This window comes from Haladaptatus sp. DYF46 (assembly GCF_021083305.1).
Lineage (GTDB): Archaea > Halobacteriota > Halobacteria > Halobacteriales > Haladaptataceae > Haladaptatus.
The window spans coordinates 634,534-657,733 of sequence record NZ_JAJFAY010000001.1 but is presented as its reverse complement, the minus strand read 5'-3'; the positions used below and the strand labels follow the sequence as shown (position 1 = coordinate 657,733).

At 62.3% G+C, this 23,200-nt stretch carries 26 protein-coding genes; 16 read left to right on the top strand and 10 right to left on the bottom strand.

Going from position 1 to position 23,200, the window contains the following annotated elements; all coding sequences use genetic code 11:
* The first annotated feature begins 20 nt into the window (after window positions 1-20).
* The 6 genes from LJF34_RS03710 (at window position 21) to LJF34_RS29235 (ending at window position 5,070) form a co-directional block, all read left to right on the top strand.
* Window positions 21-1,091, top strand: a complete 1,071-nt coding sequence (locus tag LJF34_RS03710; protein ID WP_231183303.1) for a glutamate--cysteine ligase — start codon at window positions 21-23, stop codon at window positions 1,089-1,091.
* 45 nt (window positions 1,092-1,136) lie between these two features.
* Entirely contained in the window at window positions 1,137-1,787 is a 651-nt protein-coding gene (locus LJF34_RS03705; RefSeq protein WP_231183301.1) for a winged helix-turn-helix transcriptional regulator, read from the top strand.
* Between the two features lie 55 nt (window positions 1,788-1,842).
* Window positions 1,843-2,691 (top strand): VOC family protein, encoded by an 849-nt coding sequence (locus tag LJF34_RS03700; RefSeq protein ID WP_231183300.1) that lies wholly within the window; start codon window positions 1,843-1,845, stop codon window positions 2,689-2,691.
* Window positions 2,692-2,867: 176 nt separating this feature from the next.
* Window positions 2,868-4,421 carry an AAA family ATPase gene (locus LJF34_RS03695; RefSeq protein WP_231183299.1) on the top strand — a complete coding sequence of 518 codons (1,554 nt, stop codon included), beginning with the start codon at window positions 2,868-2,870 and terminating at the stop codon, window positions 4,419-4,421.
* A 140-nt stretch (window positions 4,422-4,561) separates the two neighbouring features.
* Entirely contained in the window at window positions 4,562-4,783 is a 222-nt protein-coding gene (locus tag LJF34_RS03690; protein WP_231183298.1) for a hypothetical protein, read from the top strand.
* On the top strand, window positions 4,780-5,070 hold the full coding sequence (locus LJF34_RS29235) for a hypothetical protein (RefSeq protein WP_342765856.1): 291 nt from the start codon (window positions 4,780-4,782) through the stop codon (window positions 5,068-5,070). Before LJF34_RS03690 ends, LJF34_RS29235 begins: the two co-directional genes overlap by 4 nt.
* Here the strand turns inward: LJF34_RS29235 and LJF34_RS03680 are convergent, their stop codons facing one another.
* The 3 genes from LJF34_RS03680 to LJF34_RS03670 form a co-directional block, all read right to left on the bottom strand.
* Window positions 5,071-5,733 (bottom strand): helix-turn-helix domain-containing protein, encoded by a 663-nt coding sequence (locus LJF34_RS03680; RefSeq protein WP_231183297.1) that lies wholly within the window; start codon window positions 5,731-5,733, stop codon window positions 5,071-5,073.
* Between the two features lie 38 nt (window positions 5,734-5,771).
* A complete protein-coding gene (gene kynU / locus LJF34_RS03675; protein WP_231183296.1) occupies window positions 5,772-7,022 on the bottom strand; it encodes a kynureninase in 1,251 nt (416 codons plus the stop codon).
* 103 nt (window positions 7,023-7,125) lie between these two features.
* Window positions 7,126-7,662, bottom strand: a complete 537-nt coding sequence (locus LJF34_RS03670; protein ID WP_231183295.1) for an NUDIX domain-containing protein — start codon at window positions 7,660-7,662, stop codon at window positions 7,126-7,128.
* Window positions 7,663-7,715: 53 nt separating this feature from the next.
* Between LJF34_RS03670 and LJF34_RS03665 the strand changes: the two genes are divergently transcribed.
* The 3 genes from LJF34_RS03665 to LJF34_RS03655 all read left to right on the top strand — a co-directional run bounded on the left by LJF34_RS03665 (window position 7,716) and on the right by LJF34_RS03655 (window position 9,931).
* Window positions 7,716-8,627 carry an alpha/beta hydrolase gene (locus tag LJF34_RS03665; RefSeq protein WP_231183294.1) on the top strand — a complete coding sequence of 304 codons (912 nt, stop codon included), beginning with the start codon at window positions 7,716-7,718 and terminating at the stop codon, window positions 8,625-8,627.
* A gap of 99 nt (window positions 8,628-8,726) precedes the next feature.
* Entirely contained in the window at window positions 8,727-9,146 is a 420-nt protein-coding gene (locus LJF34_RS03660) for a heme-binding protein (RefSeq protein WP_231183293.1), read from the top strand.
* A gap of 2 nt (window positions 9,147-9,148) precedes the next feature.
* A complete protein-coding gene (locus LJF34_RS03655) occupies window positions 9,149-9,931 on the top strand; it encodes a hypothetical protein (protein WP_231183291.1) in 783 nt (260 codons plus the stop codon).
* Window positions 9,932-9,964: 33 nt separating this feature from the next.
* Here LJF34_RS03655 and LJF34_RS03650 read toward each other — a convergent pair whose 3' ends face one another.
* Genes LJF34_RS03650 through LJF34_RS03640 form a run of 3 tightly spaced genes read right to left on the bottom strand, consistent with a single transcriptional unit; the run spans window position 9,965 to window position 13,890 of the window.
* The gene (locus LJF34_RS03650) at window positions 9,965-11,269 is read right to left on the bottom strand and encodes a plastocyanin/azurin family copper-binding protein (protein WP_231183289.1); all 1,305 of its coding nucleotides are present in this window, start codon (window positions 11,267-11,269) and stop codon (window positions 9,965-9,967) included.
* A 6-nt stretch (window positions 11,270-11,275) separates the two neighbouring features.
* On the bottom strand, window positions 11,276-12,985 hold the full coding sequence (locus LJF34_RS03645) for a PQQ-binding-like beta-propeller repeat protein (protein WP_231183287.1): 1,710 nt from the start codon (window positions 12,983-12,985) through the stop codon (window positions 11,276-11,278).
* Window positions 12,982-13,890, bottom strand: coding sequence for a hypothetical protein (locus LJF34_RS03640; protein WP_231183285.1), 909 nt, complete (start codon window positions 13,888-13,890; stop codon window positions 12,982-12,984). The genes LJF34_RS03645 and LJF34_RS03640 overlap by 4 nt, the downstream gene beginning before the upstream one ends.
* A gap of 359 nt (window positions 13,891-14,249) precedes the next feature.
* Between LJF34_RS03640 and LJF34_RS03635 the strand changes: the two genes are divergently transcribed.
* The 3 genes from LJF34_RS03635 (at window position 14,250) to LJF34_RS03625 (ending at window position 18,331) form a co-directional block, all read left to right on the top strand.
* Window positions 14,250-15,311 (top strand): ABC transporter substrate-binding protein, encoded by a 1,062-nt coding sequence (locus LJF34_RS03635; RefSeq protein WP_231183283.1) that lies wholly within the window; start codon window positions 14,250-14,252, stop codon window positions 15,309-15,311.
* 4 nt (window positions 15,312-15,315) lie between these two features.
* On the top strand, window positions 15,316-16,938 hold the full coding sequence (locus LJF34_RS03630; RefSeq protein ID WP_231183281.1) for an ABC transporter permease subunit: 1,623 nt from the start codon (window positions 15,316-15,318) through the stop codon (window positions 16,936-16,938).
* Between the two features lie 70 nt (window positions 16,939-17,008).
* Window positions 17,009-18,331, top strand: a complete 1,323-nt coding sequence (locus LJF34_RS03625) for an ABC transporter substrate-binding protein (protein WP_231183279.1) — start codon at window positions 17,009-17,011, stop codon at window positions 18,329-18,331.
* Between the two features lie 161 nt (window positions 18,332-18,492).
* Here the strand turns inward: LJF34_RS03625 and LJF34_RS03620 are convergent, their stop codons facing one another.
* A complete protein-coding gene (locus LJF34_RS03620; protein ID WP_231183277.1) occupies window positions 18,493-18,795 on the bottom strand; it encodes an amphi-Trp domain-containing protein in 303 nt (100 codons plus the stop codon).
* 96 nt (window positions 18,796-18,891) lie between these two features.
* Between LJF34_RS03620 and LJF34_RS03615 the strand changes: the two genes are divergently transcribed.
* The 4 genes from LJF34_RS03615 (at window position 18,892) to LJF34_RS03600 (ending at window position 21,911) form a co-directional block, all read left to right on the top strand.
* Window positions 18,892-19,176, top strand: a complete 285-nt coding sequence (locus LJF34_RS03615) for a winged helix-turn-helix domain-containing protein (protein WP_231183275.1) — start codon at window positions 18,892-18,894, stop codon at window positions 19,174-19,176.
* A gap of 90 nt (window positions 19,177-19,266) precedes the next feature.
* Window positions 19,267-19,794 (top strand): HAD-IA family hydrolase, encoded by a 528-nt coding sequence (locus LJF34_RS03610; protein ID WP_231183273.1) that lies wholly within the window; start codon window positions 19,267-19,269, stop codon window positions 19,792-19,794.
* Between the two features lie 676 nt (window positions 19,795-20,470).
* A complete protein-coding gene (locus LJF34_RS03605) occupies window positions 20,471-20,866 on the top strand; it encodes a DUF5805 domain-containing protein (protein ID WP_231183271.1) in 396 nt (131 codons plus the stop codon).
* Window positions 20,853-21,911 (top strand): tyrosine-type recombinase/integrase, encoded by a 1,059-nt coding sequence (locus LJF34_RS03600; RefSeq protein ID WP_231183270.1) that lies wholly within the window; start codon window positions 20,853-20,855, stop codon window positions 21,909-21,911. The genes LJF34_RS03605 and LJF34_RS03600 overlap by 14 nt, the downstream gene beginning before the upstream one ends.
* Window positions 21,912-22,242: 331 nt before the next feature.
* Here LJF34_RS03600 and LJF34_RS03595 read toward each other — a convergent pair whose 3' ends face one another.
* From LJF34_RS03595 to LJF34_RS03585, 3 genes are all read right to left on the bottom strand, one after another.
* A complete protein-coding gene (locus tag LJF34_RS03595; RefSeq protein WP_231183268.1) occupies window positions 22,243-22,425 on the bottom strand; it encodes a hypothetical protein in 183 nt (60 codons plus the stop codon).
* Between the two features lie 93 nt (window positions 22,426-22,518).
* Window positions 22,519-22,680 carry a helix-turn-helix domain-containing protein gene (locus LJF34_RS29230; RefSeq protein WP_231185036.1) on the bottom strand — a complete coding sequence of 54 codons (162 nt, stop codon included), beginning with the start codon at window positions 22,678-22,680 and terminating at the stop codon, window positions 22,519-22,521.
* Window positions 22,611-23,171 carry a hypothetical protein gene (locus LJF34_RS03585; RefSeq protein ID WP_231185068.1) on the bottom strand — a complete coding sequence of 187 codons (561 nt, stop codon included), beginning with the start codon at window positions 23,169-23,171 and terminating at the stop codon, window positions 22,611-22,613. The genes LJF34_RS29230 and LJF34_RS03585 overlap by 70 nt, the downstream gene beginning before the upstream one ends.
* Window positions 23,172-23,200 lie beyond the last annotated feature (29 nt).

Sequence of the window (23,200 nt, the reverse complement as noted above, 5' to 3'; positions counted from 1 at the left end):
CCGTGGCTAAATTTCGAAAAATGGATTTGGGTTCGGCCGAGAATTTCACCGATATGGGGACGCTCGGCGTCGAAGAGGAGTTCTACGTCGTCGACGAACGAGGCGTCCCAACTGCTGGCACTGACGAACTCGTCTATGGGACCGACCCACCGGAACTTCTCGACGGTCGACTGGACCACGAACTGTTCAAATGCGTCATCGAGACGCAAACGCCGAAAACGACGCTTTCGGACGTGGACGATGACGTCCGACGCGTTCGTGAGGCCCTCGTGGAACACGCCGGGTCACAGGGGTTCGGTATCGCGGCGGCGGGCCTTCATCCCGGCGCGAAGTGGCGGGAACTCGACCACGCCGACAAACCGCGCTATCGTGCGCAACTCGACCGAATTCAGTACCCACAACACCGCAATACGACTGCCGGACTTCACGTTCACGTCGGCGTGGACGACGCGGACGCCGCCGTCTGGGTGGCGAACGAAATCCGTTGGTATCTCCCCGTCATGCTGGCCCTATCGGCCAACTCGCCGTACTGGAACGGTTACGACACCGGTTTGCAGTCCGCGCGAGCCAAGATATTCGAAGCGCTGCCGAACACCGGTATGCCGACCTACTTCGAGGATTACGAGGCGTTCTCGCAGTTCGAACGGACGATGGTCGAAACGGAGTCGATAAACGATCGCGGCGAACTCTGGTACGACGTGCGCCCCCACTCGGGGCACGGAACGGTCGAAGTCAGAACCCCCGACGGACAGGCTGACCCGGAGCGCGTACTCGCCTTCGTGGAGTACACCCACGCGCTCGTGACGGACCTCGTGGAACGATACGAGGACGGCGAATCCGGCTACTGTCACCGCCGCGAACTGCTGGACGAGAACAAGTGGCGAGCACTGCGCTACGGCCACGATGCCTCGTTCATCGACCGGAACTGCGACGGCGAAATCTCGCTCGGCGACGTGGTCGACCGCGAGTGTGACCGCCTCGGCGTTACGGGCATCGGCGACATCTACGACGGGGGGAGCGGCGCGGCGTGTCAGCGGCGACTCAACGAGCAAGAGGGCTTCGAGACGCTGTGTGAGTCCCTTTTGCTGTAGGCAAGTTTTTTACCCGGCACCGACTTTTGTCCTTCTGATGACGACATGACTGGGGACGATGCCGATAACGACCGAAACGATGCCGAGGAGACGGGCGACGAGATACCCGTGGATACGGGCGGAGACGAACTGGACGAGGGAGCGACGGAGGAAGAAAAGCCGTTTTCACGCGGCCGAAAACGCATCGGAGAGGAGGCGGACCGTGCGGTCGAAGGGTTCGACCAAGGTATCGTGGACCTGCTTTCGTGGGTACTCGACACGGAGACGCGCGCGCGAATCTACGTCTATCTCCGGCAGAATCCGGGAAGCACGAGCGAGGAAATCGCGGAAGGGACGGGTCTGTATCCGAGTACGGTTCGCGAATCGCTCGCCGAACTTCACGAGGAGGAAAACGTCTCGCGCGAGAAGCGCGAGAGTTCGGGTGCCGGAAACAACCCCTACGAGTACACCGCTATCGCGCCGAGCGAACTCGTCGGCGGCATCGTTGATCAGGTCCAACAGGAACTCAACACGGTGTTCAACCTCGACAGCCACCTGAACGACGAGGTGTCCGAGACGGAACCCGTCAGTATCGAAGTCGAGGACATCTCGGACGATGTAGAAACGGGGGGAGAAGACGCAAGCGACGTGGCCGACGTGAGCGATACCGGTGACGACGATACCGAACCGGACGCCACCGAATCGGACGAGGAGTAATCCCCCTGTCGCGTGGAAAGCTATACGGTCTTCTCACTCGACTATTCACACGATAATGACCGACATGGAGTCGGGGATATCCCCCGAAACGACCGTCGGCCGCGTCGCCCTGCGAGTGAACGCGCTCGACCGGATGAGTCGGTTTTACGAAACCGTCGTCGGACTCGAACGCCTGCGGAAAAACGACGGAACCGCCGTTCTCGGCGCTGGCGGCGTCCCGTTGCTGGAACTGGTCGTGGATGCGGACGCCTCCGAACGAAAGCGGCAGGAAGCGGGGCTGTTCCATACCGCGTTTCTCGTCCCGTCACGGAGCGCGTTGGCGGACGCGCTCGTCCGTATCGAGGACGGGTGGGAGTTGTCCGGTGCGTCCGACCATCGCGTGAGCGAAGCGCTCTATTTCACGGACCCGGAGGGGAATGGCGTCGAGATGTATCGCGACCGTCCGCGGGCGGAGTGGCCGCTCTCCGAGGACGGACTGGTGCAAATGGGAACGCTGCCGCTCGACATCGACGAACTCCGGAGTCACGCGACGGGGGCGAAAAACGTCCCACCCGGAACCGTCGTCGGACACGTCCACCTCGAAGTGTCGTCCCTCGCGGCCGCGCGGGAGTTCTACGTCGAAACGTTGGGAATGCGGGTTCGACAGCGATTCGGCCCGTCGGCGCTCTTTCTCGCGGCCGACGACTATCATCACCACATCGGTCTGAACACGTGGAACGACCGAACGGAACCGGTCGAAGGGTGCGGGTTGCTGTGGTTCGAACTCGTCGTTCCCGACGACTCAGCACTCGACCGGATTCGGGAGCGGTTCACTGCGAGCGGTATCGACGTCACACCGGGGGAAACCGGAATCGAAGTAACAGATTCCGACGGTATAAAAGTAAATATTCTAGTCAGAGATTGATTCTGATGGGAATCTTTGGTACGGTAGAAATCTGGCGACCCTGTGCCTACCGGTAGCGTTTCGAGCGGTAGTGACGCGTCGTATCTGTTATCGAAACGGATGTGTTCCGATACAAACTGGAAACAGTCACTTTTCTTGGCGCATGATTTATATATCCATTCTCGGATGTGAACAGTATGAGTGATTTCAGCAGCGGGAACGAAGTGATTTCGGGTTCCGAGGGCGGGGTTACAATAGAAAAATCGTTCGATGGAGAGGAGTTCGCGGTCCCGGCGATTCGCTTCGAACTGCAGTCCGACCACGATGACGCGGTGACGGTTCGTCTCACCGACCGAATCCCGGACGACTTTCCGATGGACAACGTGGGGTTTCACCCGGAATACGAAAACGAGAACTGGACGGCCTACAAGGACCACCGAGTGCAGTTCGAACGAACGCTCGAACCCAACGAATCGCTGACGACGGTGTACGGGATTCGACTGTCCAACTGGTCGGACGCCGAGAAGTTCCTCATCGAACCGGAACTCGAAGAGGTGACTCCGGTCACGGGCGACGCGAAAGGACAGGGCGAAGAGCGCATGGAGGAACACACCATTACCGACATCGTCTCCGAGGACAGCAGTCAGGTCGTTCGCGACGTCATCACGGGCGACAGCGGGCTTCCCGGCCTCGACGAGTCCGAAGCGAACGACGATGCGGCGGACCCACTCGCCGATGACGGAAACGACCCGCTCGGCGATGACGAAGACGACCCGCTTGCCGACCCGCTCGCTTCAGCCGCGAAAGCGGACAATTCGACCGAAACCGAAGCCAAACTCGAAGACGACTTCGAGGAGTCTCCCCTCGACGATGACGACGACCTCGAAAATGAGACCGACAGTCCGTTCGACGAACCGGTGAACGAGCCTGATGCCGTGGCCGGCGACTTCGAGGAGAGCGACGACATCATCGAAGCATCCGACGAGATGACGGACGAACCACCTGTGTCACCGCCACGTCCCGGAAGCGTCGCAGCCGCCCTCGCTGACGAGATTCGCGCCGGGGAAGTGAACGGTGACGACCTTAAACTCATTCAACAGGAACTCGATTTGGACACGCCGGAGAGCACGAACGTTCGTATCCGTCACCTCCAGTCGCGGGTGGACGACCTCGCGGCGTACACCGAGGCGCTGGAGGAGTTCATCGACGACAACGGAACGGCGAAAACCCTCATCGACGGGTTCGAAACCGAGGTCGAGTCGGTTCGCACCGAACTCGACGAGATGGACGACGAAATCGAGAGCGCGAAGGACGAGAGTGCGCAGGCGCGCGCCCGCGTCGCCGACTTCGAGACGACCGTCGAGAGCCTCGAAACTGGTCTCGAACGCGACATCGAAGCCATCGAGGACGACATGGACGAACTGGGCGAACTCGATTCCACCCTCGACGGACTCGAATCGCAACTGGACGACTTGGAGGACCTCGTCGCGACGAACACGCAAGAAGCGTCGGCGTTGGACGACGAACTCGAAGACCTCAGGGATGACTTCGAGACGCTCGGTTCGCTCGAAGGAATGATCGGTGAGGTTTCGGACGACGTCTCCGAACTTTCCGACTCCGTCGCGGCCACGGAGACGCGCATGGACGAGAAGGTCGAAACCCTTCGAGCGGACATCGAGAACATCGAAAGCGAACTGAAGGAAGTGAACGAGTGGCGCGACCAACTCGGTTCGGTGTTCGGCGGAAACTGACCGCCGTCCCCGTCTTTTCTTCGTTGTGTAGCTTTCCCGCTCGCAACGTCTGCCGAACCCTTTTCATCCACTTGCGGTTGCAGGCAAGAGCCACCTGCGTCCGTGGACGTTTGTTTTTGGTAGAGAGAGGATTCATGACCATGATACGAGTGGGTTCCACATCGTCCGACTCCGAAAACTCGGACAACGAACGTCGTCTGTACGGCGACCCACAGCACGAGGTCGGTGGCGGTACCGACCCGGAGCGACTGTACGGGAAACCACAACACGAGGGGAGAGGGCCGAAGAGCGACCTCCAACGGTTTTGGCTCGACTGTCTCGCTTTCCGAAAGAACGTCGAAGAAGAGGTCGAATTCCAATGACCGCAACACCACGACGAAATCGAACGAAGAAGGAAGAACCGCGAAACGAGCACGGGAACGAAGAGCGGAACGAGCGGGAGGCACATCGAGATGCAGCGGGGATGGAAAACGCGGACAGAATAGAGGAGTGTGACGCCTGCGTGGCCGAAACACCCCACGAAGTACGCATCGAGATCAAAACCGAGAACGAACAGGCAGAACACAGTTCGTTCTCGCGCGAACCGTACCGTGTGAGCGTCTGCATGGAGTGCGGCGAGGAGACGATCCGTCGGATGAACGACGCCTGATTATTCGCGTCCGTCGTTCGGGGAGAGTGCGAGTGCGTTTTTCACGAGGCTCCGATGGCCGCGGCGAAGTCGCTCGGAGACCGCCTGATGGGAGATGCTGAGGTCCCCGGCGAGATCGTCCGCCGTGGAGTCCCGCGGAACGTCGTAGTAGCCCGATTCGAGCGCCATCATCAGCGTCTCGTGCTGTTCTTCGGTCAGTCCGTACAGACCGTGGCGCGTGTCGCTTATCTCGTAGATGTTGCGCACGTCCACCGAGAGTCCCGTGTCCTGACAGAAGTCGTACGTCGCCGACAGCGAGTCACGGTCGGGAAAGAGGATTCGAAGTCGCCACCGGTCGTCCTTGCCGTGGAGGTTCAGGATGGTCGCTTCCTCCTCGACGAGGACGTGGATGACGACGTGAATTTGCTCGACCCAGTGCATTCGATATAGTCGCTCGTCGTCGAGGTCCTCGATGAGCGCCAACTCGTCGATGCTGTTGTCCTCCCGAAGTGCCGCATCCAGTTCCTCCAAATCGTCTGCCGACACCCACAAGTAGGGCATGACGTGGTCCGCGTCGTGTGCCGCCACGCGAACGACGTCGAATTCGGCTTCCGGTACACGCTCCAAGGCCGTCCTGAGCGCGAACTCCTTCGCAGGGAGTTCTATTTCCGCGATGGTACTCATACGAAAACGAATGCCAGCGACTGTATTACGTTCTATGGCTACGTCACCCCGCCACCGCGGCGGTCGAACGATTCGTATTCGTTCGTCTCGGCGATTTCGCGCAGGTGTTCCCCGACTCGCCACACGTCGCGAAAGCCCACGTACAGCGGTGCGGGGCACACTCTGACCACGTTCGGCGGGCGGAAATCGACGACGACGCCCCGTTCCTTCAGCGCCTCGCCGATTCGGTACGCCTCCTCGTGTTCGACGGCGACGTGCCCGCCCCGTCGTTCGGGGTCGCGTGGCGTGCCGACGCGATACTCCGGCAGGTCGTCTATCACCTCGATGAGGTACTCCGTGAGCGCCAGCGATTTCTCCCGAACGGCGTCGATACCGACCGCTTCGAACGGTTTGAGCGACCCCCACAGGGGAGCAGCGCTGAACACGGGAATCGTCCCGACCTGCCACGCTCCCGCGTCCTCGGCGGGCGTGAACGTCGTCGCCATCTCGAACTGCGTTTCCTTGTCGTGCCCCCACCATCCGGCGAGTCCGGGTTCGGTCCCGAAGTGACGCTCGTTGACGTACAACCCCGCGACCGCACCCGGTCCGGCGTTCAGGTATTTGTAGCTACACCAAACGGCGAAATCCACGTCCCACTCGGAGAGTCGGTGTGGAACAGCGCCGATGGAGTGAGCGAGGTCGAACCCGGCAAGCGCGCCGTGGTCGTGTGCGGCCTCGGTCAGTCGCTTCAGGTCGAACAACTGCCCGCTCCGGTAGAGGACCGACGGCATGAACAAAATCGCGGTGTCGTCCGAGAGCGCGTCGATGACGTCACCCTCTTCGATGGTCCGACCGTCGCGACTCTCGACCACGACGAGGCGTTCTTCCGGGTCGATTCCCGAGTTCCGCATCTGTGCGCGGATGGCGTAGTGGTCCGTCGGGAAGTCGAGTTCGTTCACGACCACGTCGCCGCCGTCGTAAAACGTCGAAAAGAGGGCGTGGATGTTGACCGTCGTGGAGTTGCCGACGACGACTTCCGACCCGTCGGCCCCGACCAACGGCGCGAGTCGGTCCCCGAGTCGTTCCCCGTAGTGGAACCAGTCCGGGTCGGCGTCGGTCCAGCCGCGGATTCCGAGTTCCTTCCACTCCTCGACGGCGTCCGACAGCGCCCGTTCCGCGTCCGTCGAAGACACGCCGAGCGAGTTGCCGTCCATGTACAGTTCGCCCTCCGGAACCGAAAACCGGTCCCCGACGGCGGCGAGCGGGTCGCCCTCGTCACGTCGTCTCGCGTCGTCCGCGCCCGTATCCATACCTCCCGTTTCGGATACGGCTACTTCACTGTACGCTCCCCGGTCAGGCGTTCGGGAGCGGTGAACCGAGCGTCGAAGCAGCGAAAGCGATGGCCGATTTGAGTCACGTCTCGAACCACCGTTCCGCGTGTTTCGCCACGAAATCGAGGAGATTCTCGGGCGGCGACTCGAACCAGCGGGCGTCCAGTACGTCGTCTCCGGCGGCCAACTCGCCGCCGACGCAGACGCCCGAGAAGAGGACCGAGAGGGAGAACAACCGCTCGTCGGGGTTCGTTTCGAGGAAAATCTCCCGTCGTCGAACGCCCAGTACGTCGGTCAACCGACAGCGGAGCCCCGTCTCTTCCCGTACCTCGCGGCGGGCCGTCTCGGAGAGCGTCTCGCCGGGTTCGTGACCGCCGCCGGGGACGCCCCACGCGTCGGGTGCGTTCGGATGGCGAATCATCACCACTCGGTCCTTCGAGTCGGACGTCCAGACGGCGGCGGACCCGAGCCATCCGTTCTCGGCCTTTCGTCGTCCGCGTTCGAAATATTTGGGATCGTTTTCGACTCGTTCGTCGTGGACGGGAAACATCCCGTATGCGTTTCGAAGCCGACGGAGGCTATCCGTCGTGGTCTCGCGGGTTCGCGCTTCGAGCGACATGATTCGACGTTCGCGGGCTGAAACTATAACTCCCCTGCCGGGCAGAAGTCGGTATGGAAGACGAGATGGCCGAGGCAGTTGCCCGAATCGAGGCGATGGGCGTTCCGCCGTGGCACGCCCTGTCCGTCGAGAGCGCGCGACGCGTCGAAGACGAAGTGTTCACCGCCGAAAACCGCGCGGCCGTCGAGTTCGTGCGCGACCTCTCGGTTCCCGGCCCGCGCGGGGAAATCCCGATTCGGGTGTACCGTCCCGACGTGCAGGATGCGCCAGTCGTGGTGTTCTACCACGGCGGCGGTTGGACCCTCGGCACCCTCGACTCCATCGACGGCGTGTGCCGGGAACTGGCGAACCGCGCCGACTGCGTCGTCGTCTCAGTGGACTATCGACTCGCGCCGGAACACCCGTTTCCCGCGGGGGTGGACGACGCCGTCGCCGCGCTCGAATGGGTCGCCGAGAACGCGGCCACGTTCGGCGGCGACCCGAGCCGTCTCGGTGTGGCGGGTACGAGCGCCGGTGGGAACCTCGCCGCCGTCACCGCACTTTACGCACGCGACTTCGATGGGCCGGAACTCTCCCACCAGAGCCTCCTGTATCCCGTCACCGACCACGCCTTCGATACCGAATCGTACGAGGAGAACGGCGACGGCCCGCTTCTCTCGCGGGCGGACATGGAGTGGTTCTGGAACCACTACCTTCGAAGCCCGGTTGACGGCGAAAATCCCTTCGCGTCGCCGCTTCGTGCGCGGGACCTCGCCGACCTCCCGCCGGCGACGGTCGTCACGTGCGGTCACGACCCGCTTCGGGACGAAGGTATCGCGTACGCCGAGCGACTCGCCAACGCCGACGTTGCGGTCGAACACGACCACTATCCCGGGATGGCACACGGCTTTCTCAGCCTCACCGGCGACGTGACGACGGCGGACGACGCGATGGACGCGGTCGCCGAGTCGCTCCGGACGATGTGAGAGGGCCGTCGTTCGGGAGCGTCAGCAGGCAAAAAAGCAAGACGGAGCGTCCGCCACAACGCTTAGGCGACTCCCTACCGAGGACGCTGAGGAGGAACTATGACCGAGAATATCTCGTTAGAAACGGCGAAACAGTTGATAGACGCTGCGGAACAGAAGGCCGACGAAATCGGCGTTCCATCCGTCATCACCGTCGCCAATCCGGACGGAAACCTCATCGCACAGCACCGGATGGACGACGCGTGGCTGGCGAGCGTCAACATCTCGCGGAACAAGGCGTACACGTCCGCCGCGCTCGAAATGCCGACGCACGAACTCGCCGAACCGTCACAACCCGGAAACTCGTTGTACGGCCTCCAGACCACCGACGACAACAGAATCGTGGTGTTCGGCGGCGGGTTCCCGCTCGAACGCGACGGCGAAATCGTCGGGACGATAGCGTCGAGCGGCGGCCAAGTGGACGAGGACATGGCCGTCGCGCGGGCGGGTATCGAGCAGTTCCAGACGCTCGTCCACTGATCGTGCGGTCGATACGGCAACCGGAGTACACCGGCGAAAACCGGTGTGTTCCCTGTACCGTTCTCAACCTCGTTATCGCGGTCGCCGTCAGTTCGTTGCTCGCGGCGTTCGGGTCGTTGCTCCTCGGAGCGGCGGTGCTTTTGGCGTCCATCGCCGTCATCTACCTTCGCGGCTATCTCGTTCCCGGAACGCCGAGGCTGACGGCGAGATATCTCCCGGACGAAGCGCTTCGACTGTTCGGCAAGGAACCTCGTTCATCGTCGGGATTCCAACTGAAAGAGAGCGGCCAGTTGACCGCCATGGAAATAGTAGTCCCGTGCGACGAGAAAGCTCCCGACGAAGCGGCGTGTCTCGACGCGGACTTTCGGACGGCGTGGCGCGAACGCGTCGACTCGACCCGTCCGGAAGACGTCGAACGGGCGGACATCGCGGACCTCTTAGGCGTCGAGGCCGATTCCGTGTCGTCCCTCGGCGAACATGCCGTCGTCACCGGTTCGCTCCTCGTCCGCTGGCCCTCGACGGCGGCGCTCGTCGCCGACGTTGCAGCAGGAACGGTGTTGGAGGACCGAAGCGAGGCGTGGCGGCACCTGTCGCCCGAACGCCGTGAGGAGACGCTCACGCGGTTGCGAGCCTTCCTATCCCGGTGTCCGGCGTGCGGGGAACCACTTTCGCGGGGAACGGAGGAAGTCGATTCCTGTTGCCAGCCGTCTCAAACCGTCTTCTCTTCGGTCTGTGACCATTGTGATGCCCATCTCGTCGAACTCGAAGTTCCGAAAACGGAGTAATCCGACGGGATGGCGAAACGACGCCGAGAGTGTTTAGCTCGTCGTGTTGGTGGTCGTGCCGCCACCGCCGCCTTTGACGACGATGTTCCCCTTCGCCGACGAGTAGTTCTCGGCGAAGTACGCGGACATGTTCTTCGTCGCGGTGAACGTCACCGTCTGCGAGGTGTTCTTCTTCAACAGGAAGTCCGAACGCTGTATCGCCGGACCGTTCGGATAGTTCGACGTGAGGACGAGGTTCGGACGGTTCGCCGCCCGCGAGTAGGACCCCATGTTCGTCCACTTGATGGCGTACCGCTGGCCCTGCTGGAGGTTCAACGTCGGGTTGGTTTTGCCCTTGATGCCCGAGGATTGACCCTTCCACTTCCCGTTTCGGAAGGCGAGTCGGAACGTCTTCGACGGACTCCCTTGGGTCGTCTGCGTCGTACTGGATTGGGTCGTTCCGCTCCCGCCCATGCTGATACCGCCGCGCATCTCGACGGGGTGAACCTCACAGTAGTACTCGTTCGTGTCCTTGTTCGGCGTGAACCGAACGATTTGGGTTGCCCCCTGTTGGCTCATGATGGACGAGCGAACCACGGTGCTCCCGTAGTCGCCCGTCTCCGGGTTTCCATCCGCGCTTATCGCGAGGAAGTTGTGGTCGAAGCCGTCCCAGTTCTGCCAGATGACTTCGTACGTCTTCCCGGCTTGCAGGTTCAAGGTCGGGTTCCATTTCCCCTTTATCGACTCGGGTTCGAGGCCCTTCCACCCCGTCGATAGCCCCCCGAGCTTGAACTGTTTCGCGGGTTTCTGCGACCCGCCACCCTGCGACTGTGTCGTCGTGTTCCCCGACGTGGTGTTCGTGGTACCGGTACCGCCGCCACCACCGCCACCGTTACCGCTCGTGCTCACTTGGCCCTTCATCGTGGTCGGATGGACGGTGCAGATGTACGTCGCCATGTTCTTCTTCGCCGTGAACGTGACCGACTGCGTCTTCCCCCGTGTGTTCATTATCTTCGTCTTGACCAACTGTTTCCCGCCCTTGTCCCGAATCACGAAGTCGTGTGGCTGGCCGTCGAGGTTCTTCCAGACGACGGTGTACTTCTTCCCCGGCTTGAGCGGCAGCGTCGGGTTCTTCTGCCCTTTGATGGAGTTCGGTGCCCGACCTTGCCATCCGGACACTTTTCCGCCGAGACGAATCGTCGTCCCGCCGCCCTGCGCGAGCGTGCCGGTGAGTCCGACGAGCGTCCCGCCCGCCACGGTTCGTTTGAGGACGGACCGACGCGACACCGCGTCGGTCCCGCCCGATCGACTGTCCGTCCGTCGCGTTCGTGCGTTCTCGTTGTTCGAGGTAAATCCCATCCGAACTCACTCCCCCTTCATCGCGAACACGGCAACCGTGCTGCCACGGCGACCGTGACGGAGCCACCCGCTTCCGCCGACCTGCACGGCGATATACTGTTTTTTCGTTCCCGGGTCGTACCAGCCGCTCGGCGAGGAGCAGATGGGCGCACCCAACTGCATCTGCCAGAGTCGGTCGCCCGACTTTCCGTCGTACGCGACGAAGTTCCCCTTCTGCGTCCCGAGGAAGGTCAATCCGCTTGCCGTCGTCATCGATCCGCCCCAGATGTAGTTGTCGTCCTCTATCCACTCACGCCAGACGCGTTTGCCCGTCCGTGGATTCACCGCGACGACGGCGCTCGTCTTGCCGTTCCAGCCGTCGGGTTCCTCCACGTTCGGCCAGTCGTGGAACGTACCGCCGAAGTAGCCGCCGCCGGGGCTGTACTCCTGATGTTGCCACCAGATTTCCTGCGGCGTGTTCTGTTGTTTCATGTACACGAGGCCGGTCTTCGGGCTGTAGGACGGCGGCTGCCAGTCGTTGCCTCCCTGTGCGCCGGGGACGAACGACGTCCCCTGCTCGCCCACGTGAGGAACCTGTTCGAACGTATTTATGTGCTGAACCGTCGGCTCGCTCCGCTTCAGCAGTTTGCCGTTCGAGGCGTCGAGCGTCTGCACCCACCCCGTCTTGCCGGGGCTGACGACGATGTCGTGCTTTTTCCCCTCGACCTGTTGGTCCCGGATGAGGATCTTCGGCGAAGAGGAGTCGTAGTCCCACGTATCGTGGGGACTCTCCTGATAGTTCCACTTCGGCTTCCCGTCGTTGGCGTCGAGCGCCAACGTCCCGACGCTGAAACGGTTCGGGCCGGGACGCACCGCGCCGTCGAAGTCCGGGCCGGGGTTGCCGACCGGTGAGAAAATCACGTCGTTTTCGGTGTCGATGGTCCGGGACATCCACGTCGTCGTCGCCCCCTGTTTCCAACTGTCGCCGACCCACTGGTCCTTCGGCCGCGTTTCGGTTTTCCAGACCTGTTTCCCGGTTTTGGCGTCGAGCGCGGTGACGAATCCGCGAACGCCGTACTCTCCGCCCGCGCTTCCCGTGATTACCTTCCCCTTGTACGGAGTCGGTGCCCACGTCGCGGAGTAGCCGTCCTGCCATTTGCCCGTTGAAGTGTACCACTTCTGCTCGCCGGTGTAGCGGTCCAACGCCACGACGCCCGAGTCGAGCGTGGTCATGAACAGCGTGTCGCCCAAGATGCCGAACCCGCGGTTGTTCGTGTCACAGCAGAGGATGAGTCCGTCGGGGTTCGCGTAGGTGTAACTCCACAACACCTTCCCCGTGCGGGCGTTGATGGCCTTCCCGTGGTCCGGCCCGTTCGTCTGGTACATGATGGGCGGGTCGCCCGGAACGATCAACGGCGTCCCTTCCATGCTGTCGGCGACGCCCGTCTCGACCAGATACTCGATCTCCAGATTCTGCACGTTGTCAGGCGTGATGACGTTCGCGTTGGAGTGGCGCTGTTGTTCGTACCCACCCCCGTAGGTCAACCAACTGGTCTGGTCGGTCGTCGTCCCGTTCAGCATCTCCTGTGTGACCTGCTTTTTCGGGATTTGGTCCACGTCGTACTGCTGTGTGATGGACTGGCTCGGCGTCCCTTGCAGTTGATACCCCTCCTCGACTTCGTTCAGTTCGTGATTCTGTGCCGCTTTCACGGCGTCGTCGTTCTCTATCCGTGTCATCGTGCCGCCTCCCACGAGTGCGGTGCGCGCATCTCCTCGGTGATGCGGAACACCTCGTTGTTCAAATCCTCCTGTCCGACGATCATCGCGGCCGTCCCGGCCGTCAGCGCCGCCGTCAACTGGCTGTCGGTCACGCTCCCGTCGGTCACGCCGTGGGCGGCGGTCGTGAGCAGGTGGAACCCGCCGAGCATCGTCTTCACGTTCCAGATGCCGTCGTCCAGCATCTCGTCCGTGAGGAGGACCTCGTTCTGCCAGAGGTGCGTGTCCATGTCGTCTATCCACAGCAGCGACCCCTCCGCGGCGCGGTGATGCAACGGTGCGACGTGTTCGACGTTGAACTCGACGCCTTCGGGGATGTTCTTCGTCGGCATCCACAGCGCCAACCGCCCCGTGTTGTTCACCACGTTCATCGTCAGCGCGGTTTTCTCACGCTCGCTGAACCCGAGGTCGGACAGCGTGTTCGAAAGCAACTCCGTCTGGATCAGTTCGCTCGCGACGTTCTCGATGTGGTTCTCGCTGAACGCCGGGAGGTGTGACTCGACGCTCTCGTAAAAGCCGACGTCGACGAGATGGTCGTTGGCCGTCCACGCTGGTGCCGCGAGTTCCCGATAGAGACGCTCGTTCTCGCCGGGAATCCCCGCCGCGCGAACGTCTTCGAGGCGCTCCATCGCCGCGCCGATACCGCCGAGTTCGCTCCCCAACAGGTCGGCATCGAGTTCGCCGGTCACGTCCGCACGGATCGAGTGCCCCATCGTGGACAGTTCCTCGGTCGGGTTTTCGTGTAACTCCTCTCGAATCCCGTCGAGCGTGAGTTCGCTCCCCACGGCGGCGGCGCTGGTGAGCCCCAACACCCGTAAAAACTGTCGTCGCTCCTCGTCGTCTATCTCCGGTGCATAGTTTGTCATCTCGTGTTCTCCCCCATCCGGGACGACTGCCCCCAGTCCCGAGATCAAAAATCGGTCGGGTGATTTGTTAATACTTGGATGAAAATCGCGAGATGGGTCAGTAAGATGTGAATCCGCGACCGGGAATACCAACTCCAAAAACGGAGACGTTATCCCGAAAACCGTATCTCGAAGGTCGGTGATAAAAATGATTTCGTGAATCCTTTATATGCGTTCCGTCCGGGCGCGTTCCATTGCCGACCGGTGGAAAACTATCGGCCGTCGTCCCATGATTCGATGCACGTCGCCATGATATATATTTGACTTATAATGGAAGTGGAAAACTCTTATGAAACTGACCGTCGTCGGTTCCGTCCCACATGGTGGGGGAGAAAAAAGCGAGACGACGAGAAGCGATGCGACTGATGGCGACCGGACTGGGTCTCGGCGTTTCCGGAACGGTGAGCGGAAAGGGAGGAAAGAAGCGGAGCGCCGTCCGTGTCATGCTGAACTGGAAGACCAACGCGACCCAAGCGGGCTACTTCGTCGCCAAACGACGGGGATTCTACGACGAACAGGGGGTGACGGTTCGGGAGTTCGTTCCGGGACAGGGAGGAACGTTCGCGGCCAAACAGGTCGGGTTGAAACGTCACGCGTTCGGCCTGAGCGACGCCGCATCAGTCCTCACGGCGCGAGGGAAGGGTCTGCCCGTCCGTTCGTTCGGCACCAGCCAACAGCGAAGCGACGGCGTCGTCTACACCGTCAAAAAGGCCTTCGGCGGAACGCTGAACCGACCCAAACAACTGAAGGGGAGGACCATCGCGGTTCCCAAGGACTCGCCGATGACCACGCTGACCAAGGCCGTATTGAAACGCGCCGGCGTCCTCGGCAGCGTGGAGTTCCTCGGCGTCGCGCCCGAACAACAGACGCCGATGTTGCTGTCGGGCAACGCCGACGCCGCGGTGGCGATATTCGACTCGCCGACCGGGCTCAAACGGAAGGGCTACGACGCCTCGGCCATTCGCCTCGCCGACCACATACCGACCGTCGGGCGAACGGTCGTCTCGCGCCCAAAATTCGCCCGGCAAAACCCCGAAACCGTCCGCGGATTCCTCCGGGCGACGGCGAAGGGGTGGGCGTGGGCCGCCAACAACCCCGAGAAGGCGATGGACGTGATGGTCGCGGCGAAACCGAGTCTGAAACAGGAACGAGGGATGGGCGTGTTCAAAATCAAGTACACGACGGACAACCTCATCGCGGCCGGAAAGCGGACGCGCTGGGGTTGGCAACGTCCCAAATCGTGGCGCACGGTCAGCAACGCGCTGTTCGAGACGGGCGTCGTGCCGAAAACCGACGTGGGGGCGGCGTGGACGAACCGGTTCCTCGACACTGACTACAGATACGTCGGCGACTACGCCGGTCAAGTCGTGACGAACCGATAACTCGATGGAGTTCAATCGAACCGTAGAGTCCGAGTCGGACCCGAACCCGAACGCCGACTCCGACGCCGAGCGAGCGGGAATCGCCGCCAACCTCCCGCTTCGGCGTCGTTTCCGTCTCCCGTTCGCACTCGCGGGAAGCGTCCTCCTCGTACTCGTCACGTGGCAGGTCGCAGTCACCGTGTTGGACGTTCCGACGGTCCTCCTCCCGGCCCCGAGCGAAATCTGGGTCAGTGCCGTCGCCAACGTCGGTTCGATGTACCCGCACTTCGTCTACACCGGCATGGAAGCACTGGCGGGGTGGACCGTCGGCGTCGGGAGCGGCATCCTTCTCGCCGCGATGATGGCGTCATCCGCGCGACTACGCGCCGTCCTCTACCCGACGCTCCTCGCGGTTCGAATCGTCCCGCTGGTGGTGTTCGCGCCGTTGCTCATCCTCGCCTTCGGCGCGACCTTCGCCACGCGCGTCGGCATCGCGGCCCTGCTGACGTTCTTCCCCGTGACGGTCGCCGCCCTCGACGGACTCCGCTCGGTGCCGAAAATGCACCTCGACCTCGGTCGTCTCGTCGGTGCGTCGCGGTGGCGGTCGTTGGTTTCCGTCCGCCTTCCGCACGCGCTTCCGGAACTGTTCACGGGGATAAAAATCGCTACGCCGCTCGCCGTCGAGGGCGTCCTCATCGCCGAATTTCTGGCCGCGACGCGCGGCGTCGGATTCGAACTGCTGGAGACGAGCCGCCTGCTTCGGACGCCGCTCCTGTTCGCGTACTTGGCGGTTCTCGTCCTCGGGGCGCTCGTGCTGTTCGGTGCGGTCGTGGCGGGAGAACGGTCGGTCACATCGACCGAGGAGACGGGTTCGCTCGGTGAATCCTTCGTCACTGGCCGTCCCGTCGGCGAACTCGGTCGGGAAGCCCTTCCCGGCGCGTTCGTCGCGCTGCTCGGGGTTCTCGTCGTATGGCAGCTCGCGGCGGCGGTCATCCCGAACGCGTCGGTGTTCCTGCCCCCGCCGATAGACGTGGGCACGACGCTCGTCGCGTCACCCGGCCTGTTCGTCGCCGCCGGGTACGCGACCGGGAAAAAACTGCTCGTCGGATGGCTTCTCGGCGCGGGGGTCGGCATCGCACTCGGCGTCTGTATCCGTCTCGTGCCGGGGCTTCGAACCGTCCTGTACCCGTATCTGGTCGGCCTTCGGGTGATGCCCCAGATCGCGCTCGCGCCGCTCCTGCTCGTCTGGTTCGGCGTCTCGTTCGAAGCGGCGGCCGTCATGATCGCGCTCTCGACGTTTTTCCCGCTCGCCGTCGGAACCGTGGACGGACTCGCCGCCACGCCAAACGAACACGTCGAACTCCTCCGGTCGGTCGATGCGCCCCGCTGGCGCGAGGTGCTGTTCGTCCGGTTCAGACACGCCGTGCCGTCCCTGTTCGCGGGCGTCAAACTCTCGGTCGTCACGGCGCTCGTCGGCACGGTCATCGCGGAGTGGTTCGTCGCCGAGCGCGGGTTGGGCGTCCTCGTCCTTCAGGGGATGTCGGATTTCGCGCCCGAACTGACCTTCGCGGCGGCGACCTGTCTGTTCGCCATGGGTGGCATCGTCTTCGGTATCGCGGCCCTCCTCCAGCGATACGTCTCGTGGTGACGTGCCGATGGACGGCGACGGACGGGAACGGGGGACAGAGTTTTACCGTCGGTCATTGCACTTTTTGTGGATGCGGGTTCAGGCGTTTCCGGTGCTGGGCGAGGACGACCGACCGGTCATCGACCGACTGGCCGGCGGGCTCGGTGAGACGTCGGCGACGGTACTCTCGTATCTACTGCTCCGGAACGAGGAATTCTCGGCCGAAGCGGCGTCCTTGCTCGCAATCCGGGTTGGAACCGGCCTGAACCGCAAGGCCGTTCGGGACGCGCTTTCGAGACTTGAAGATCGGGAACTGGTCGAGACGACCACGGTTCGCGACGAGACGCCCGGCCGCCCGCCGACGGTGTGGCGGACGCCCCGCGACCGACAGGACACGGTCGAATCGGTGTACGAGGGACACGCTCGCGGCTTGGTTAGCCGAGCACGGCGCTTTACTGATTCGGACATGTCCACGTCCGCCGCTGCCGTCGCCTCGGAGTACCCGACGAACGCCGACGTCTCGTTGGCGCTGAACTGGCGACCCAACGGGCTTCACGCGCCGCTGTTCGTCGCCGAGGAACGCGGCGCGTACGAGGAACGCGGCCTCTCGCTTCGATTCGACGCCAATCGGGGGTCACGGGACGCATTGGATGCTCTCCGTTCGGACGATGCCGACATCGCCGTCAGCGGTGCGGCGACGGTCCTCCGGGCGAGGGCGAACGGGGAACCGGTCGTCCCAGTCGCGTTGTTGTTTCAACACGCCATGACGGCACTCTACGGACTCGAATCGGCGTTCGACGGCCCGTTCGAACGGGTCGACCAACTGCGGGGCTTACGAATCGGTACGCCACCGACCTCGGAGACGGACCTCCTCGGCCGATTGTTTCTCTCGCAGGCGGACGTGTTGACGGACGTCGAACTCGTCGAACTCCGCGGCGAGGAGCGTGACGCCCTGTTGTCCGGCACCGTGGACGTCGTCACGGGGTCGTTTTCCGATCCACGCCAACTGCGTTCGGACGGCATCCCGGTCGAATCGATACTGGTCGCAGAACAGTTCCCGCTTCCCGGTCCCGCGCTGGTCACGACGGCCCGGAACCTCTCCGAACGCGAATCGGAACTCGTCGCTTTCCTCGCCGGAACGACGGAAGGGTGGACGGCAGCGAGGACGAATCCGACGCGCGTCCGTGATGCTATCGAAGAGCGGAAGGTAAAAGCGAGGGACGTCGAGGGCGACGGGGTCGAACGTCGCGCCGACCGCGAACGACACACCTTCGAAGAGGCCGTCTCGGAGTTCGGCGTCACCGACACGGTTCGAAAAGGCGGATGGGGTCGTAACCGTATGGAGGCGTGGGACCGTCTGAAAACCGCACTCGAACAGGTGGGTCTCCTCTCGCCCGACGAGGTCGAACGGTGATCGGCCTGATGGACGTGTCCGTCCCGTTCGGGGCCATCGACGCGTTATCGGGAAACGACTCGCACGTCGAGGAGCGAGTTCGTCACCGTCATCGGACCGTTCGGGTACGCCAAGACGATTCTCCTCCGAAAGGCCGACGGTCGCTTCACGACCGGTCGCCCTCAGCGGACGGAAAGGTCGCCGCCCGATTTCGCTTCGGTGAATTCCACTTCGATTTCGAGTTCGCTCTCCCGTCCCCCGGTGAACTCCACCTCCACTTCGATGGGTTCGTCGAACTCGAAGGGGATTTCCCACTCGCTCGTCGAGACGGTGAGGCTCGTGTCGTCCGCGATTTGATCCGCGAGTTCGTGGAGGAACGCCGCGGTCTGTTCGCGGGACAGTTGGACTTCCCGCTCGAAAAACCCGTCCGTCACCCTCGACCGTTCCGAACTACTGCTCGTGGGAAGTTCGACATCGTCGCCCATACGCCATCCTCAACGGGCAGGTCATTAAGTCATCGTGCCCGACACGACGCGCCCCCGTGGCGTACTTCTTTGACGACCGCTGTCGTATCTCGTGTGATGTCACTGCTCGACATGCTCGGGAGCAAGCCGCGTCTCGAAATCCTTCGCCGTCTCTCGCGGGAACCGATGTACGTCTCCGAACTCGCCGAGGAGGTCGGGATGGACGGAAAGACGGCCGTCCATCACTTGACGGCACTGGAGGAAGCGGACCTCATCGAACCGTACCGGCGGGGAAACCGCAAGTACTACCGACTGACCAAGGTCGTGACCCTCCGTGCCGCGCCGCAGCCCGAGCGGACGTTCATCGTTCAAGCCACCGACATCGACGACGGGACGGCGTAGCCACCGTCGCGCGATTCGTTCACCTCACAGGAGGCGAATTGTGCGGATCGAGAGCGAGATTATATCTACCCGAGCGTCGCATGGTACGAAGTGACCGACGAATACGACGCCGTCGTGTACGACCTCGACGGAACGCTGGTTCGACTCGCCGTGGACTGGGCCGCCGCCGTGGAACCCATCAAACCGATACTTCGTGACCACGGGGCCGGTACGGACGCTGATGCGGACGACGCCCTCGACCTACTGCCCGTCGCGGAGTCGCTCGGTGTCGAGGGGAAGATAGAGCCGCACCTCGCGGCGGCCGAACGCGCGGGTGCCCGGGAGTCCGAGCGACTGCCGCTGTTGGACGAGTTCGCCGACGCCGACCTACCCGTCGGCATCTGTTCGCTCAACTGTGAGGATGCGTGTCGCCTCGCGCTGGACGCCCACGATGTTCCGAACGCGACGGACGTCATCGTCGGCAGGGATTCCGTCGAGGAGCGAAAACCGCATCCACAACCGCTGCTCGCTGCCGTCCGGGAACTCGATGTGACACCCGAACGCACCCTCTTTGTCGGCGATTCGGACAGTGACGCCGTCACAGCGGAGAGGGCCGGAACCGCGTTTCGCCGAGTATAACAGCGACCACACACGGAACTGGTTCTCCCCCGACTTCGGAAGTTCGCCTCCGCCCCACCGTAGCGTCCGTGATGATATCGCGACATGGGATATACGTCTCCGCTGGTCGACGCGGCCCGTTCTCGAACTCGACCGCACACGTCCGACCGTTGCAGCGTTCGGGACACCGGAGACGCCCTTCGACGGTGAAAGCGAAGAATAACCGGTTTCGTTCGGAGCGTTTGGTGAGGCTCGGTTGATACTACAGGGCTGGACGAAACGGGTGACATGACTGTTCGGAACTCTTTCCCTGCCATCCGAGGAAGTCCCGAGAATCGACTACGATTCTCGATTCCCTCGGAAAGGAGTCCGCCCCGAAATCCACTCGCTTCTGCCGGGAACTGTTGTCGTCTCCAGTGAGATTCGGCCGTAAGCCACCAGCAATCGTGACGGATGAAGTGAACAAATTAGTGTAGATACTGGTCGTTTTGCACTTCTTGTTGGAAAGATAACCACTCCGTCTACTGCCTCCTTAGAAGAATATCGTCTTCTGCATGACTACATCGGGCAGCAATACAGTACCATCAAGAGAGATATTGTGTTAGTTGGCCGTGTTCTACGGTGCTATATTCACAGATAAAGTCCCTTATCACTCCTTGTGGGACAAGTTAATGTACTCGGAGTGTGACGGAAAACTATGGCCGACGAGGGAACGGAACGAACGGTAGTCAAAACGTACATTCCGAAATTCCAGAAGGACGAGTGGCAGGCCCACGCCGACGAACTCGATATGAGCCAGAGCGAGTTCGTCAGGGCGATGGTACAGGCTGGCCGACGGGGGTTCGAGACGAACCCCGTGGAAGACCATTCTAGGGGGTCGAACCCTGGGGGGAACGACCTCGAAAGGCGGTTGCTCGAAATCCTCGCTCGTGAGGACACTCTGTCGTGGGACGAACTGGTCGAGCGACTCGCCGGGAACTTCGAGGACCGGTTGGACGACGTGCTGAACGACCTCCAATCGAAGAACCGGGTTCAGTACAGCGGACGCCACGGCGGATACGTCCTCGTCGGAGGTGTCGATGGCGACGAGTAGCCCCGCCAATCCGAACCCGGACGACCCGGTGGGGTACTTCCTGCAGGACCTGCTCTATCATGGGAAGAGCGAACGCACTCGCGGCGCCTACGAACGCGTGCTGCGGCGGTTCGAGGGGTTCCTCTCCGACCCCGATCGAAACCCGTCGGGTCGAAGCGTCACGCCTGGAGAGGCGACCCAACGGGATTGCATGGCGTGGATTCACACGCTTCGCGGCGACAACACCGAGAGCACGATCGCCACCTACGCCTCGTACCTCCACCGATTTTACGCGTACATGACGCAGGTCGGCGCGTTCGAATCCAACCCGATGGCGCTCGTCGTCGAGGAGATGCACGAATCCGTCGACAAGGACCCGACCCGCCGCGAAATTTCCATCGAGGACATGCGCGGGTTCGTCGGGGGAGTCACCCACCCGCTGGAGCGCGCCGTCGTTTGCACGCTGTTGAAGACGGGGATGCGTGTCGGCGAGGTGAGCAACCTCGATTTGCGGGACGTGAACCTCGCCGACGAGGACGTTCGGTCGGCGTACACCCTCGGAACGCGCCCGCGTCTCGACGGCCGACCGGATTCCATCTTCGTCGCCACCGACGCGGTTCGTGGGCAGGTCATAAACGGCGAGGAACGCACCGCCTCGAACAAGCGAAAGCGCGACACCGTCGTTCCGGTGGACGACGAACTCCGACGGGTACTCGTTCGGTGGTTGGCGATTCGACCGGATTCCCCTTCCCCCGCGGAACCGTTGTTCGTCAGCACGAGCGGCGATTGGGGGCAACGACTTACGCCGAAGATGATTCGAAACGCGGTCGAGCGCCACGCTCGCGACGCGGGATGGTATCGAACCGGCGGCGGCGCGGAGGAGAACGTCACACCCCACTATTTCCGGCACTTCTTCACGACGCACCTCCGCGACCGGACCGGGGACCGCGGTATCGTGAAATACCTCCGAGGCGACGTGGCGAGCGACATCATCGACACTTACACGCACAACTGGGGCGACAGGGTGCGGGAAGTGTACGAGGAGAACATCTACTCGCTGTTGTGAACTGAAGCGTTTACCGGCAGGAAGCGGTGGTGGTTGTGCCGGGAACGCTTCTCGAACGGCGGTTTTCTCACGGGAGCTTGGAACTACGCTCTCCTGTCGTGGTGTCGTCTCGATGGTCGGGTATTCCGACCGGATTGAGCGACAATAATGGTAGCTTTTCAGTTATGTATGTTGTTTGGGTTGTCCCGTTTCGAATTTATGAATTCCATTTCGCTATATAGAACTGCGGCGGTATCTCCGCAATTCCGGAGGTCTATTTTCCGAACGGGTGTTCCCAGTGGGGAATTCTCACGTCCGTGTTTTCCGCAAAAACAGTCCCCGTGAAAGGTGCTTACTCGTCCTCGGAACCGAATTCGAACTTCCGCGAGGCGACCATACCGAGGGCGATACCGAGGCCGAGGACGACGAAGCGAGGTGGTCCCCGCCGCGGTTGCTGTTCGTACTGTTCTCCCGATGTTCCACCACATTCGGTGCCATTTAACTTCGACTGAATGGGGCATGATGTTCGAGCCATCGAGTAAACAAACGGGTCGTTTCCCTCAAGATTCGTTCGAACATGTTCATCATGGTGTGAAATCGGGGGAGTTCGTCGGTTGATTCGGTACGCTCACACGCGAGAAGTCAGTCGGATTCGGCGAAGAACTCCGTTATCACCGTTTCCCTTGGCGCGGTGGAGAACGACGCTCAGCGTCGATTTGCTCACGTCCAACTCGCCGGCCAACTCCGTGAGAGAACACCGCCTCGGCGTGTCGTAGTACCCTTTCTCGATAGCTCGGGTGATGAAGCGATGCTGGCGATCGGTGAGAAGGTCCTCGGGGTCGGCCGACTGCCGAATCCAGTCGACGACGAAGGTGAATCCGCTGCGTTCGAGTTCGTCCTTGAACCGGGGAGGCGCTCGTGTGTGGTCGTGAGTTCGCAGACCATCCAGCCGTCTTCGAGGACGTAGGGGAACTGCGGCAGGTTCTTGGAAGCGAAGACGGCGCGGTACGCCGACGGAACGAACGGCAACTGAAACTGGAGCAGGACGGTGCGTTCGTCGCGGTGTATCACCTCGGAGAACATCTCGACCGGAACGTCGTCGAAGAGGTGGACGATTTTCTCCGGGTCCGTCGTCGTGGCCTCCAACACGACGACCAACCCGTCCTCCCCCGGATACGCGCTGAGGATTCGAAGGTCGTCCTCCGGATGTTCGACCGAGTGTTTGAACGGTCCGCCGGGCACGCTCGTCGGCGGCTTGAACTTCACTCGCGCGCGCGGCATGCCGTCCCCTTCGTTGTCGACGCATATCG

What these genes read in the sequence shown, in the direction of transcription:
- LJF34_RS03690 (WP_231183298.1), top strand. Translation starts at nt 4,562, where the DNA reads ATGATACGAGTGGGTTCCACATCGTCCGACTCCGAAAACTCGGACAAC.
- LJF34_RS03615 (WP_231183275.1), top strand. Translation starts at nt 18,892, where the DNA reads ATGTCACTGCTCGACATGCTCGGGAGCAAGCCGCGTCTCGAAATCCTT.
- LJF34_RS03710 (WP_231183303.1), top strand. Translation starts at nt 21, where the DNA reads ATGGATTTGGGTTCGGCCGAGAATTTCACCGATATGGGGACGCTCGGC.
- LJF34_RS03705 (WP_231183301.1), top strand. Translation starts at nt 1,137, where the DNA reads ATGACTGGGGACGATGCCGATAACGACCGAAACGATGCCGAGGAGACG.
- LJF34_RS03630 (WP_231183281.1), top strand. Translation starts at nt 15,316, where the DNA reads ATGGAGTTCAATCGAACCGTAGAGTCCGAGTCGGACCCGAACCCGAAC.
- LJF34_RS29235 (WP_342765856.1), top strand. Translation starts at nt 4,780, where the DNA reads ATGACCGCAACACCACGACGAAATCGAACGAAGAAGGAAGAACCGCGA.
- LJF34_RS03605 (WP_231183271.1), top strand. Translation starts at nt 20,471, where the DNA reads ATGGCCGACGAGGGAACGGAACGAACGGTAGTCAAAACGTACATTCCG.
- LJF34_RS03680 (WP_231183297.1), bottom strand. Translation starts at nt 5,733, where the DNA reads ATGAGTACCATCGCGGAAATAGAACTCCCTGCGAAGGAGTTCGCGCTC.
- LJF34_RS03595 (WP_231183268.1), bottom strand. Translation starts at nt 22,425, where the DNA reads ATGGCTCGAACATCATGCCCCATTCAGTCGAAGTTAAATGGCACCGAA.
- LJF34_RS03640 (WP_231183285.1), bottom strand. Translation starts at nt 13,890, where the DNA reads ATGACAAACTATGCACCGGAGATAGACGACGAGGAGCGACGACAGTTT.
- LJF34_RS03650 (WP_231183289.1), bottom strand. Translation starts at nt 11,269, where the DNA reads ATGGGATTTACCTCGAACAACGAGAACGCACGAACGCGACGGACGGAC.
- LJF34_RS03670 (WP_231183295.1), bottom strand. Translation starts at nt 7,662, where the DNA reads ATGTCGCTCGAAGCGCGAACCCGCGAGACCACGACGGATAGCCTCCGT.
- kynU (WP_231183296.1), bottom strand. Translation starts at nt 7,022, where the DNA reads ATGGATACGGGCGCGGACGACGCGAGACGACGTGACGAGGGCGACCCG.
- LJF34_RS03600 (WP_231183270.1), top strand. Translation starts at nt 20,853, where the DNA reads ATGGCGACGAGTAGCCCCGCCAATCCGAACCCGGACGACCCGGTGGGG.
- LJF34_RS03660 (WP_231183293.1), top strand. Translation starts at nt 8,727, where the DNA reads ATGACCGAGAATATCTCGTTAGAAACGGCGAAACAGTTGATAGACGCT.
- LJF34_RS03625 (WP_231183279.1), top strand. Translation starts at nt 17,009, where the DNA reads ATGCGGGTTCAGGCGTTTCCGGTGCTGGGCGAGGACGACCGACCGGTC.
- LJF34_RS03645 (WP_231183287.1), bottom strand. Translation starts at nt 12,985, where the DNA reads ATGACACGGATAGAGAACGACGACGCCGTGAAAGCGGCACAGAATCAC.
- LJF34_RS03585 (WP_231185068.1), bottom strand. Translation starts at nt 23,171, where the DNA reads ATGCCGCGCGCGCGAGTGAAGTTCAAGCCGCCGACGAGCGTGCCCGGC.
- LJF34_RS03620 (WP_231183277.1), bottom strand. Translation starts at nt 18,795, where the DNA reads ATGGGCGACGATGTCGAACTTCCCACGAGCAGTAGTTCGGAACGGTCG.
- LJF34_RS03665 (WP_231183294.1), top strand. Translation starts at nt 7,716, where the DNA reads ATGGAAGACGAGATGGCCGAGGCAGTTGCCCGAATCGAGGCGATGGGC.
- LJF34_RS03700 (WP_231183300.1), top strand. Translation starts at nt 1,843, where the DNA reads ATGACCGACATGGAGTCGGGGATATCCCCCGAAACGACCGTCGGCCGC.
- LJF34_RS03695 (WP_231183299.1), top strand. Translation starts at nt 2,868, where the DNA reads ATGAGTGATTTCAGCAGCGGGAACGAAGTGATTTCGGGTTCCGAGGGC.
- LJF34_RS03635 (WP_231183283.1), top strand. Translation starts at nt 14,250, where the DNA reads ATGGTGGGGGAGAAAAAAGCGAGACGACGAGAAGCGATGCGACTGATG.